The organism is Aliinostoc maniaoense (assembly GCF_058172895.1).
This window is the reverse complement of record NZ_CP187952.1, coordinates 1,105,848-1,117,587: the sequence shown is the minus strand read 5'-3', so window position 1 is coordinate 1,117,587 and position 11,740 is coordinate 1,105,848. Positions and strand designations below refer to the sequence as shown.

General features: G+C 43.2%; 11 protein-coding genes. 7 read left to right on the top strand and 4 right to left on the bottom strand.

What is annotated here, in order from left to right; genetic code table 11:
- Positions 1 to 12: 12 nt before the first annotated feature.
- From ACPZ3T_RS05020 to ACPZ3T_RS05010, 3 genes are all read right to left on the bottom strand, one after another.
- Positions 13 to 186: a putative toxin-antitoxin system toxin component, PIN family gene (locus ACPZ3T_RS05020; RefSeq protein WP_490273990.1), complete on the bottom strand. Its 174-nt coding sequence runs from the start codon at positions 184 to 186 to the stop codon at positions 13 to 15.
- A complete protein-coding gene (locus ACPZ3T_RS05015; RefSeq protein ID WP_490273988.1) occupies positions 183 to 452 on the bottom strand; it encodes an AbrB/MazE/SpoVT family DNA-binding domain-containing protein in 270 nt (89 codons plus the stop codon). The genes ACPZ3T_RS05020 and ACPZ3T_RS05015 overlap by 4 nt, the downstream gene beginning before the upstream one ends.
- 457 nt (positions 453 to 909) lie before the next feature.
- Positions 910 to 1,092, bottom strand: a complete 183-nt coding sequence (locus tag ACPZ3T_RS05010) for a hypothetical protein (RefSeq protein ID WP_490273987.1) — start codon at positions 1,090 to 1,092, stop codon at positions 910 to 912.
- Positions 1,093 to 1,159: 67 nt separating this feature from the next.
- Between ACPZ3T_RS05010 and ACPZ3T_RS05005 the strand changes: the two genes are divergently transcribed.
- The 4 genes from ACPZ3T_RS05005 to ACPZ3T_RS04990 all read left to right on the top strand — a co-directional run bounded on the left by ACPZ3T_RS05005 (position 1,160) and on the right by ACPZ3T_RS04990 (position 8,036).
- The gene (locus tag ACPZ3T_RS05005; RefSeq protein ID WP_490273985.1) at positions 1,160 to 5,140 is read left to right on the top strand and encodes a CHAT domain-containing tetratricopeptide repeat protein; all 3,981 of its coding nucleotides are present in this window, start codon (positions 1,160 to 1,162) and stop codon (positions 5,138 to 5,140) included.
- Between the two features lie 167 nt (positions 5,141 to 5,307).
- On the top strand, positions 5,308 to 6,270 hold the full coding sequence (locus ACPZ3T_RS05000) for a trypsin-like serine peptidase (RefSeq protein WP_490273983.1): 963 nt from the start codon (positions 5,308 to 5,310) through the stop codon (positions 6,268 to 6,270).
- 267 nt (positions 6,271 to 6,537) lie between these two features.
- Positions 6,538 to 6,828: a helix-turn-helix domain-containing protein gene (locus tag ACPZ3T_RS04995; RefSeq protein WP_490273982.1), complete on the top strand. Its 291-nt coding sequence runs from the start codon at positions 6,538 to 6,540 to the stop codon at positions 6,826 to 6,828.
- 224 nt (positions 6,829 to 7,052) lie between these two features.
- Complete coding sequence (locus ACPZ3T_RS04990; RefSeq protein ID WP_490273980.1) at positions 7,053 to 8,036, top strand: alpha-ketoacid dehydrogenase subunit beta; 984 nt, start codon at positions 7,053 to 7,055, stop codon at positions 8,034 to 8,036.
- On the opposite strand, the gene ACPZ3T_RS04985 is transcribed toward ACPZ3T_RS04990, so the two are convergent.
- Positions 8,023 to 8,313, bottom strand: a complete 291-nt coding sequence (locus ACPZ3T_RS04985; RefSeq protein WP_490273978.1) for a hypothetical protein — start codon at positions 8,311 to 8,313, stop codon at positions 8,023 to 8,025. The two genes, ACPZ3T_RS04990 and ACPZ3T_RS04985, sit on opposite strands and share 14 nt — an antisense overlap.
- Positions 8,314 to 8,390: 77 nt before the next feature.
- On the opposite strand from ACPZ3T_RS04985, the gene secD reads away from it, so the two are divergent.
- From secD to ACPZ3T_RS04970, 3 genes are all read left to right on the top strand, one after another.
- On the top strand, positions 8,391 to 9,815 hold the full coding sequence (secD, locus tag ACPZ3T_RS04980) for a protein translocase subunit SecD (protein ID WP_490277120.1): 1,425 nt from the start codon (positions 8,391 to 8,393) through the stop codon (positions 9,813 to 9,815).
- Positions 9,812 to 10,795 (top strand): protein translocase subunit SecF, encoded by a 984-nt coding sequence (gene secF, locus ACPZ3T_RS04975; protein ID WP_490273977.1) that lies wholly within the window; start codon positions 9,812 to 9,814, stop codon positions 10,793 to 10,795. Before secD ends, secF begins: the two co-directional genes overlap by 4 nt.
- A gap of 313 nt (positions 10,796 to 11,108) precedes the next feature.
- The gene (locus ACPZ3T_RS04970; RefSeq protein ID WP_490273975.1) at positions 11,109 to 11,507 is read left to right on the top strand and encodes a hypothetical protein; all 399 of its coding nucleotides are present in this window, start codon (positions 11,109 to 11,111) and stop codon (positions 11,505 to 11,507) included.
- The last annotated feature ends 233 nt before the right edge of the window (positions 11,508 to 11,740 follow it).

The window sequence follows — 11,740 nt, the reverse complement described above, 5'->3', positions numbered from 1 at the left end:
ATGAAGACTCAGTCAGCACCGAAGCTTTGGGGGAGGTGCGTTACGGCTTACGCCTAACTCTAAAAATAGATCATCAGAGGTAAATATAGTGATTTTCTGTTCTTGTGCTAATATCAAAACTTGATCTGGCACACCTCCCCAAAGTAAGGCGGAAATCCAAACATTTACATCAACTACAACCCTCATTTATCAGTCCAAAGTTCTTGTCTAACTTCCTTAACTATTTGGCTAATTTCTTCCATTGTGGGTTGATTAGGATCAGGTTCTAAAGTTTCTAATTCTTTGAGAAAATCATCTAAATTTACATTTGATTGAGTAATTTTTTCTAAAACGATAGAATTGCCTTGAATAATTACTCGGTATTCATCACCAGGTTGCAGTTGAGATTGAATCTCTGGTGGTAAAGTTATTTGTTTTTCATCAGTCACTCTAATAATTGGATGTGTCTGCATAATGTTTACTATAGGAATGATATTTGTTTGTCAACATATACTTAGAAAGCTTTAGTTGCAAAAAAATTGTAGGTTGGGTTGACGTAAGGAAACCCAACACCAACATCTATATTGAGTTTCCGAGATCAATGTTGGGTTGCGCTCCGCTTAACCCAACCTACATTTAATGCACTATTTTAGCTGTGTCAGTCCACTACTAAAAGAGATATTAAATATCGAACTATATGAGAGATGATTTATAAAGTAAAGCTGAAATTGTAGGGTGCGTTAAAGCAACGCGTAACGCACCGTGTGATTATGGTGCGTTACGGCAATTTATACTGTCGCTCATACTCAAATCCTCACATTGCCGTAACACACCCTACTTAATATTTACTTTATAAATAGGCTCTGAAATATTTTTTTATTTTTACTTGAATTTTATCACGTTTTAAGCTGTTTCTAGCCCCAACACCAATTATATAGATTTGAGCAAGTTTAGTTCACCGGAATAACCCTGCCCCCTGCCCCCTGCCTCTGTCACTCCCCCAAAAAATCTGTTACCAAAACTGCAACCACGGATGAGTTCGCTAGCTATACCCAGTAGAATCAACATTAAAGTTTCAGCAATATCACTGGTGACAATTAAATAATTTACCAACAGAGGGAATTAATATCGGCAGGATAGGGCTGTAACTAATTACTGATTGAGGCTGTGAGGCTGAAGAATGGAGAGGAGTGTAAAGTCTCAAGGGTTATGTTGGTGCTGGCTAGCAAAAGTCACCCGTCACGGTTTAATTTTCTTGCTGAGTGCTGTTTTGCTATCGGAGTCAGTGGGAGCAACCCAGAGAAATCAAAGGTTGCAGATAGCACAGCAACCAGAAAACACACAACAAAATGCAACTCGCGCGGCTGCGGAAAAACTGTCACAAGAGGGGTTGCAACTTTTTCAACAAGGGACAGTAGAATCACTGCGACAGGCAAGAGATAAATGGTTGGCAGCCTTAAAACTTTGGCAGCAAATTGATGATAAAACTGGGCAAGCCTTTACCCTTCTTAGTATTGGCAGAATCTACGACTTATTAGGAGAAAAGCAAGAAGCACTCAAATACTACAACCAAGCCCTACCCCTATTCCGGGCAGTGGGGGACAGGGGCGGGGAAGCTGCCACTCTCAACAATATTGGCTTAGTCTACTCCTCATTAGGAGAAAAGCAACAAGCACTCAAATACTACAACCAAGCCCTACCCCTATACCGAGCAGTGGGGGACAGGGGAGGGGAAGCTGCCACTCTCACTGGTATTGGCTCTGTCTACGACTCATTAGGAGAAAAGCAACAAGCACTCAAATACTACAACCAAGCCCTACCCCTATTCCGGGCAGTGGGGGACAGGGGCGGGGAAGCTGCCACTCTCAACAATATTGGCTTAGTCTACTCCTCATTAGGAGAAAAGCAAGAAGCACTCAAATACTACAACCAAGCCCTACCCCTATTCCGGGCAGTGGGGGACAGAAGAGGGGAAGCCACCACCCTCACCAATATTGGCTTAGTCTACTCCTCATTAGGAGAAAAGCAACAAGCACTCAAATACTACAACCAAGCCCTACCCCTAAGACGGGCAGTGGGGGACAGGGGAGGGGAAGCTGCCACTCTCAACAATATTGGCTCTGTCTACGACTCATTAGGAGAAAAGCAAGAAGCACTCAAATACTACAACCAAGCCCTACCCCTATTCCGGGCAGTGGAGGACAGGGGAGGGGAAGCTGCCACTCTCAACAATATTGGCTCTGTCTACGACTCATTAGGAGAAAAGCAACAAGCACTCAAATACTACAACCAAGCCCTACCCCTATCCCGGGCAGTGGGGGACAGAAGAGGGGAAGCCACCACCCTCACCAATATTGGCGGTGTCTACAACGATTTAGGAGAAAAGCAACAAGCACTCAAATACTACAACCAAGCCCTACCCCTAAGACGGGCAGTGGGGGACAGGGGAGGGGAAGCTGCCACTCTCAACAATATTGGCTCTGTCTACGACTCATTAGGAGAAAAGCAACAAGCACTCAAATACTACAACCAAGCCCTACCCCTATTCCGGGCAGTGGAGGACAGGGGAGGGGAAGCTGCCACTCTCAACAATATTGGCTCTGTCTACGACTCATTAGGAGAAAAGCAACAAGCACTCAAATACTACAAGCAAGCCCTACCCCTATTCCGGGCAGTGGGGGACAGGGGCGGGGAAGCCACCACCCTCACCAATATTGGCTTAGTCTACTCCTCATTAGGAGAAAAGCAACAAGCACTCAAATACTACAACCAAGCCCTACCCCTATTCCGGGCAGTGGGGGACAGGGGAGGGGAAGCTGCCACTCTCACTGGTATTGGCTCTGTCTACGACTTATTAGGAGAAAAGCAACAAGCACTCAAATACTACAACCAAGCCCTACCCCTATTCCGGGCAGTGGGGGACAGGAGAGGGGAAGCCACCACCCTCAACAATATTGGCGGTGTCTACGCCGAATTAGGAGAAAAGCAAGAAGCCCTCAAATACTACAACCAAGCCCTACCCCTAAGACGGGCAGTGGGGGACAGGGGAGGGGAAGCCACCACCCTCAGCAATATTGGTTCTGTCTACTCCTCATTAGGAGAAAAGCAAGAAGCACTCAAATACTACAACCAAGCCCTACCCCTAAGACGGGCAGTGGGGGACAGGGGAGGGGAAGCCACCACCCTCAGCAATATTGGTTCTGTCTACTCCTCATTAGGAGAAAAGCAAGAAGCACTCAAATACTACAACCAAGCCCTACCCCTATTCCGGGCAGTGGGGAACAGGGGAGGGGAAGCCACCACCCTTTTTAACTTAGCTTACTTAGAACGTGACAAAGGCAACCTAGAACAAGCCCGCACACACATTCAAGCCGCTATCGACATCATTGAAGATTTACGCACCAAAATCATTGACCAAAAGCTGCGTACTTCCTACTTTGCCTCAGTCCAAGATTACTATAAATTCTACACCGACCTGCTGATGCAACTGCACAAAAAAGACGCCTCCCAGGGCTACGACGCATTAGCACTGCACATCAGTGAACGTTCCCGCACTAGGGGTTTAGTAGAACTATTAACCCAAGCTAACGTAGATATCCGTAAAAATGCAGATCCCAAAGTCATCGCAGAAGAACGCCGCTTAAATTTGCTACTTGATGCTAGAGAAAAACAACTATCACAACTATATAGTCAAAAACAACCACCAACCCAACTAATAACAGCCACCAAACAACAAATTGCAGCCCTACTCAAACAACAGGAAAATTTAAAAAACAAAATCCGCACTACTAACCCGGAATATGCTGCGCTGAAATATCCCCAACCCCTTACCTTACCTCAAATTCAACAACAGTTAGATAAGGACACCGTATTATTGCAATATTCCTTGGATAAAGACCGCAGTTATCTATGGTTAGTCACCTCCAACTCTCTCAATACTTACGAACTCCCAGGAAATGAACAGATAGAAAAAGCGGCGAGAAATTTACACCAACAATTAACACGTCCACTTATTGCTGGTGCAACTGAAGAAGAAAAAGCCCAATCTTTTGCTGATACGACTAAAGCTGCTAAGGAACTGAGTCAAATTATCCTTGCGCCTGTGGCTGGGAAGTTGGGAAGAAAACGTTTAGTGGTGGTGGCTGATGGTGTTTTGCATAAGATTCCATTTGCGGTGTTGGCTGACCTAACCCCCCAACCCCCTTCCCTGCAAGGGAAGGGGGAGCAGGAGAGGGAGAAGGAGAAGGAGCAGGGGCAGGAGGAGAAGCAAGCGCACGGAGAGGAGAAAAATAAACTCCCCTCTCCGCTTCGGGGAGGGGTTGGGGGAGGGGTCAATTACCAACCTTTGTTAGTCAACCATGAAATCATTACTCTCCCCTCAGTTACTAGCCTCGCCACCCACAGACAACAACTCAAAGGACGTAAACCCGCACCTAAAACCCTCGCGGTTATGGCTGACCCCGTATTCAGTGCTAATGATGAACGCGTCACTGGTAAAGCACCGGAAACTTCTGCATCTCTCGACCTAGAACTAGAACGTTCAGCCCTGAAAAGGTTGTTGAATAATATTAATCGTAGTCGCTTAGATAGACTTCCCGGTACGCGCCAAGAGGCTGACGCAGTGTTGAAAATGGTGTCACCTCAAGAAAGTCTGCAAGCCTTTGACTTTGATGCTAACTACAACTTCGTGACTAGCCAACAACTAAGTCAATATCGCCTGCTGTTATTCGCTACTCATGGTATTTTCGATGACACCAACCCAGAATTATCAGGTATTGTGACATCTCTGGTAGATAAAGATGGTAAGGCGCAAAAAGGTTTCTTACGCCTCAACGATATTTTTAACCTCGACCTCCCCGCCGAGTTAATTGTCCTAAGTGCTTGCGAAAGCGGACTAGGTAAGGAAGTCCAAGGGGAAGGCTTAATAGGGTTGACAAGGGGGCTAATGTATGCAGGGTCAGCGCGGATAGTTGTGTCTTTGTGGAAGGTGAATGATCAAGCCACATCTTTACTAATGCAGGAATTATACACCCAAATCTTGAGGGAAGGGAAAACCCCTGCGGTAGCTCTCAGGGAGGCGCAATTGAAATTATGGCAACAAAAACAATGGCAAAACCCCCGTTTTTGGTCAGCTTTTACTATCCAAGGAAAGTGGGAATAATTCGTAATTCGTAATTCGTAATTCGTAATTAATGGAGGTTTGGTCAACAAGATTATGGCTGCTCAAGTGATTAACTCTTCCTAACTCTCTGCGTCTCTGCGCCTCTGCGTGAAACATAAATAATCTCATAGCATCACCGATGAATTTGTCATTAAGGAGTTTGAACGATGACTAAAAAGCCTTTCTATAAGAAACCTTTGACCGTAATTTTCGCTTGCTTCATCGCAGGAATTTTGAGTTTTACAACTTTAGGCGGTTGGGGATCTGTCCAAGCAAAAGAAACAAAAGCACCAGAATTTATTAAACTCGAAGATGCAGGTAAATTAAATCTATTAAGTAATAGTAAGCCCTTCAAACCTGCTAATCTGCAACGGTCTGAAAAACCCTATCCAGCAGACAGAGCGATTATTGGTTGGGATGACCGTATTCCTATGATTAGTAGAGAATATCCTTGGTCAACTATTGGGCGCGTGCAGGGAACAACTACTGACTTTAGAGATTATCATTGCACTGGTACTTTAATTGGTGAAAGGCTGGTTTTAACAAATGCTCATTGTGTGATTGATTCTAGAACCAATCAGTTAAGTCGAGAAATTCGATTCTTACCCAATGTAATTAATGGTGTAGTTCCTAATAAAAGAGATATCGCTGTGGTTGAGCGTGTTGTTTATGGTACTGATTTTACTGGAAATGAACTCAGTAATCAAATCAATGATTGGGCGGTGATGGTAATTGATAGGCCACTTGGTCGTAAGTATGGTTATTTGGGTTGGCAATCTCTCTCTACTGCCAGTTTCTTGAAAAATCAGGATAAACTCTTCTTTGTCGGTTATTCTGGTGACTTCCCTGATACTAGAAAAAAAGGCTATGAGTTCCTGTCTGCTGGTCAGGGTTGGACTGCTTCATATCAAGCTGGATGCGGTATTGTTCAGGAGAAGGATGGCGTATTATTCCATGATTGTGATACTACTGGGGGTTCTTCCGGTGGTGCGCTGATTGGTTTGATTGGTGGTGAGCCTTATATTGTGGCGTTGAATAATGCGGAAATTAGAGATTCACGCACGAATCGGGGGATTATTAATCTGGCGGTAAGGGTTGATTTCTTGGATAGGTTGTTTGGGAGAAATTAATCTTGGGTAAAGGTTAGGTGAGGGCGAAACCCAACATACAAGGTTTTGTTGGGTTTCCTTGCGTCAACCCAACCTACTATTGTTGAGGTTAAAAGTAGGTTTTGTATGGGGTGTTACAGAAATTAGTGGCCGAGTTTGTCAAAGAGTGGTGCGATCGCCTATAAAATAAATATCAATAATAAATTTAGTCTTTTGAATTTCATAATTGACAAAAAATGTCAATTGTTTTAGCAAAAAACTTTAAATTTTGTAATGGGAGCATGAACTATGGATATGCAAGTCCTGAGAGAGCGTGCTGGTGTCAGTCGCGCGGAAGTTGCCTTCAGGCTTGCAATCAGTGAAACCAGTGTTCGCAATTGGGAAGCTGGGCGCACTGAGCCAACGATGACACCAAAGAAATATTTGGAAGCTTTGCGGATATTTAAATGTACACCGGAAGAATTGGCGATCGCTAGTGAAAAGTCAATTAATCAACAACACAAACGCAAACCAGGCAGGCCAAAACGCTTTCGGGAAGATGAGGTAACAGAGGTAACTGATTCGCCAGTTTGCAGCTGATAGCCTGCTAATTCAAAGTCTATCTCAAAGTAGATAACTTTGGCTCAATTTCACAGTAGATAATTGCTGGATGATAACTGTTTCCAAAGTTGTCAGCAAGGGCGATGATTTTCTAGTCGGATGTTGAGCGTTTCTAACTGATCTCTAACTAGTGCGATCGCTCACCATATTGGTTGCACTAGCGCGATAAGATTCTAAAACGATAGTTGTAAAAAAAGGTCTAAATGGCAGAAACACTATTTTTTAACGCTTTGCGGGAAGCCATTGATGAAGAAATGGCGCGTGATTCCAGCGTATTTGTTCTTGGTGAAGACGTAGGACACTACGGCGGCTCTTACAAAGTTACCAAAGACCTACACCAAAAGTATGGTGATTTGAGAGTTTTAGATACTCCTATCGCAGAAAACAGCTTTACAGGTATCGCAGTAGGCGCAGCCATGACGGGTCTGCGGCCTATTATTGAAGGCATGAACATGGGCTTTTTGCTCTTAGCCTTTAACCAAATTTCTAACAACGCCGGAATGTTGCGTTATACCTCCGGCGGTAACTTTAAAATCCCAATGGTAATTCGTGGCCCTGGTGGTGTAGGTAGACAACTAGGTGCAGAACACTCCCAACGCCTAGAAGCTTACTTCCAAGCTGTACCAGGATTAAAAATTGTCGCCTGTTCTACCCCATACAATGCCAAAGGACTACTAAAAGCTGCTATCCGCGACGATAACCCAGTATTATTCTTTGAACACGTTTTACTTTACAACTTAAAAGAAAATCTACCAGAGGAAGAATATGTACTTCCCTTAGATAAAGCCGAAGTTGTCCGCAAAGGTAAAGATGTAACAATTTTAACTTATTCACGGATGCGTCATCATGTGATGCAAGCTGTGAAACCTTTAGAAAAACAAGGTTATGACCCAGAAGTAATTGATTTAATATCCCTCAAACCATTAGATTTTGATACCATTGGTGCATCCGTGCGGAAAACTCACCGCGTGATTGTCGTAGAGGAATGTATGCGAACCGGTGGTATTGGTGCAGAATTAGTGGCATCTATTAACGATCGCCTATTTGATGAATTAGACGCACCAGTATTAAGACTATCATCCCAAGACATCCCCACACCATACAACGGCACACTAGAACGTCTGACAATTGTGCAACCAGAGCAAATTGTGGAAGCAGTGCAGAAAATGGTTGCTATGCGGGTGTAGGGGTGTAGGGGTAGGCTGTTGACTCTGTACCTTTTTTGGGATTTTGTCCATGCAAAAAATGTGCGTAGTTACGATGGCTGAAACTGTGTTTTGAGAAGGCTTTGAGGCACAAATTAAACATCGCGTACAAAATTACTAAAAACCGCCCAAATTTCAACAAAGTCAACAGCCTAGTGTAAGGGTGTAAGGGTGTAGGGGTGTAGGGAGCAGGGGAGTAAAACTCTTCAATTTTGAATTTTGAATTTTGAATTTTGAATTTTTTTGCCCCATGCCCCATGCCCAATTCCCCATGCCCACTACTCATAACTGATGCAAAGAGCGTTATTATAGCGTTTGTCAGTTGCGAGTTATGGTATGCAGAGACAGCGATCGCTTTTAGCGTTGATATTTATTTTAGTGATAGCTGCCGTTACAGCTATTGCTTTGATTCCTGTACCCTTGGGGTTAGACTTGCGCGGGGGTTCACAACTGACTATTCAGGTGAAACCCTCAGCCGAAATCAAGCAAATCACCGACCGTGAATTAGATGGGGTGAAAAAAGTTGTTGAAGGTCGAATTAATGGACTGGGTGTTTCTGAACCAGTCATCCAAACAGTAGGTACAGATAAAATCCTGGTGCAGTTACCAGGGGTGAATGACCCAGAACAAGCGGAGCGAGTTTTGGGAGGTACAGCACAGTTAGAATTTCGCCAACAAAAACCCAATACAGAAACTCAATTATTGGCTTTTCAAGCTTCACGGGCTGAGATGAAAGTCAAGCAAGCAGAATTAAGAAAAAGTAACGATCAAGACGCAATTAATAAAAATTTAGAAGATTTACAGAAAAATAATCAAGCGATCGCCGAATTATTTGAAAGTACCAACCCACCACTTGATGGTAAATACCTGCAAGATGCCTACGGCGAACCTACTCAACAAGGTAGCAACTGGAATGTTGCCATTCGCTTTAATCAAAAAGGTGGTGAAATATTTGCCACCTTAACTAAAAATCTCGCAGGTACAGGACGCAGCATCGGGATTTTCTTAGACAATGAATTGATCAGTTCTCCCGTTGTTGGGGTAGAATTTGCCGCTACAGGGATTACAGGCGGTGCTGCGGTAATTACTGGTAGATTTACAGCCCAAGAAGCTAACGACTTAGGCGTACAATTACGGGGCGGTGCTTTACCTGTACCAGTTGAAATTGCTGAAATTCGTACAGTTGGGGCAACCTTGGGTAAAGATAGTATCACCAGCAGTATCTATGCAGGCATTGGCGGTCTGATTTTAGTCTTAATATTTATGGTGGTGTATTACAGACTACCAGGATTAATTGCTGATTTGTCTTTAATCACCTACGCCATCTTGACTTGGGCTAGCTTTGCTCTGTTAGGTGTCACTCTCACTCTCCCAGGTATCGCTGGTTTTATTCTCAGCATCGGCATGGCAGTAGACGCAAACGTGCTAATTTTTGAACGCACAAGGGAAGAATTAAGAGCAGGTAAATCATTGTATCGTTCCGTAGAGTCAGGCTTTTACCGCGCTTTTTCTAGTATCTTAGATGGCAACGTGACAACAGTAATCGCCTGTGCCGCACTATTTTGGCTCGGTGCTGGTTTAGTCAAAGGCTTTGCTTTAACTCTGGCTTTAGGTGTAGCCGTCAGTATGTTCACAGCTATTACCTGTAGCCGCAGTTTAATGTTTGTCGCCATTTCCATTCCTGCACTGCGGAAAGTAGAACTATTTTGTCCAAACCTGCCAGCATCAGGGGCATCTAACAAGGCAGAGGTAGCTCAATGAAACTAAGTATTAACAAAATGCGATCGCTCTGGTGGACTATTTCTTGTGCGATCATCTTGACTGGTATCATCTCAATGGTGATTTCTTGGCAAAACCCCAACATTCGCGCTCCCCTACGTCCGAGTTTGGATTTTGTCGGTGGCACAAGATTACAACTAGAACGAGATTGTACCAAACCAGGTAACTGTGACCAACCCATAGATATTAATGTAGTTCGGGAAGTCGCTAAAGCCGAAGGACTCGGAGACAGCAGCATTCAAATTATTGCTGACAAAGAAACACGCCAAGAAAATGGCATCTTAATTCGCACCAAAAACTTAGATCGTGAACAGCGTATCAAATTACAAACTGCTTTAAGTGAAAAAGTCGGCACTTTTGACGAGCAAAAAAATCAAATTGACACCGTAGGGCCAACCTTGGGCAGAGAGTTGTTTACCTCTGGGATGATTGCCCTGATTGTTTCTTTTTTAGGTATCATTGCTTATTTAACCTTTCGGTTTCAGTTAGATTACGCTGTATTTGCGATTGTTGCCCTGCTTCACGATGTCCTCGTTACAATGGGCATATTCTCTATTTTCGGTCTAGTTTTCGGTACAGAAGTAGATAGCTTATTTATTGTGGCTCTACTAACTATTACAGGCTTCTCTGTCAACGATACAGTAGTTATTTACGATCGCATTCGGGAAACATTAAAAGCAACTCCTAATGAACCAATTAATGAGATTGTTGATAATGCAGTTAACCAAACTTTAGGCAGATCAATCAATACAACTTTGACTACCATGCTGCCATTATTCGCTATCTTTCTTTTTGGTGGCGAAACTCTCAAAAACTTCGCTCTAGCTCTCATTTTTGGCTTCATAGCCGGCGCATATTCCAGCATTTTCATCGCCAGCACCCTCTTGAGTGTCTGGCGAGAACGTAAACCTAATTCTACAGCAGTAGCAGCCACTGGAGTCACTGATACATCTGTAGAGTAGTAATTATCAGTTATCAGTTATCAGTTACTATTTACTTGATAACTGTTGACTATTTACTGATATAACTCCTTGATACAAGTGCAACCAATTAAAAAAATCAAACTATGATAAATAATGTAAAAACACTAGAATTAAGTTTGTAGTAAGGACTTTAGTCCTTTTTGGAGAACTAAAGTTTTCATAACAAATATTTAATAATTTACCCTGTTGTACTTAGTTTGTATTTCCACTCCTGGACAATTCTTTACTTTTGAATTTTGTACTTCCCCCAGGGTATTTTGAATTTTAAATTGATTAGTTCCTAAAATTGCCCATGACTGAACCAGAACAACCAGCAATTTCTGGCAATGAAGAATCTTTAGCCCAACAAGTCCAAAAACTGCACCAATTAACTGTATATGGGAGATGGATATTTGTTGGCTGTTTATGGCTGACAATTGCGCCTGTGTGTTTGTGGAATCTCCGCTCAGAAATTGCCTTGTGGCAACAATACTTTACTTGGGTAGCACTACGGTATGGACTCTTTTATCATCCCTTATCTGCTATTGGTTTAGCTTTTTGTATTGGGATGACTACTTCTGTTTTAGTTTGGCAAAGTCGCAATATTTTACTCGGTTTACCACGCCAAGAACAACAACGCCTAGAAAAACAAGTGTTTCAGATTCGCCAGCAAGGCCCTACTCATCCTTTATGGAAATGGGTGTGTCAATAGTTAATATCGTGTTTAGTTAAAGATTTATAATTAAGACTGCAAGGGGGCAGGGGGCAGGGGGCAGGGGGAAGAAGGAGTTTTTTCTTTCTGCACAGGTCAGAGAATTATAACTAATTATCCAAACTTGATATAACAGTTTTCTTAATTTAGTTGCATATACATATCCGAACTCCGTAATTTCCTGCACAATATGATTGAAAGACAGTAACAAAATACTGCCACATCGGAGTGCC

Coding starts and splice junctions, on each gene's coding strand:
- secD (WP_490277120.1), top strand. CDS start 8,391: ATGCAGAGACAGCGATCGCTTTTAGCGTTGATATTTATTTTAGTGATA.
- ACPZ3T_RS04970 (WP_490273975.1), top strand. CDS start 11,109: ATGACTGAACCAGAACAACCAGCAATTTCTGGCAATGAAGAATCTTTA.
- ACPZ3T_RS05020 (WP_490273990.1), bottom strand. CDS start 186: ATGAGGGTTGTAGTTGATGTAAATGTTTGGATTTCCGCCTTACTTTGG.
- ACPZ3T_RS04990 (WP_490273980.1), top strand. CDS start 7,053: ATGGCAGAAACACTATTTTTTAACGCTTTGCGGGAAGCCATTGATGAA.
- ACPZ3T_RS04985 (WP_490273978.1), bottom strand. CDS start 8,313: ATGGGGCATGGGGCAAAAAAATTCAAAATTCAAAATTCAAAATTCAAA.
- secF (WP_490273977.1), top strand. CDS start 9,812: ATGAAACTAAGTATTAACAAAATGCGATCGCTCTGGTGGACTATTTCT.
- ACPZ3T_RS05015 (WP_490273988.1), bottom strand. CDS start 452: ATGCAGACACATCCAATTATTAGAGTGACTGATGAAAAACAAATAACT.
- ACPZ3T_RS04995 (WP_490273982.1), top strand. CDS start 6,538: ATGGATATGCAAGTCCTGAGAGAGCGTGCTGGTGTCAGTCGCGCGGAA.
- ACPZ3T_RS05000 (WP_490273983.1), top strand. CDS start 5,308: ATGACTAAAAAGCCTTTCTATAAGAAACCTTTGACCGTAATTTTCGCT.
- ACPZ3T_RS05005 (WP_490273985.1), top strand. CDS start 1,160: ATGGAGAGGAGTGTAAAGTCTCAAGGGTTATGTTGGTGCTGGCTAGCA.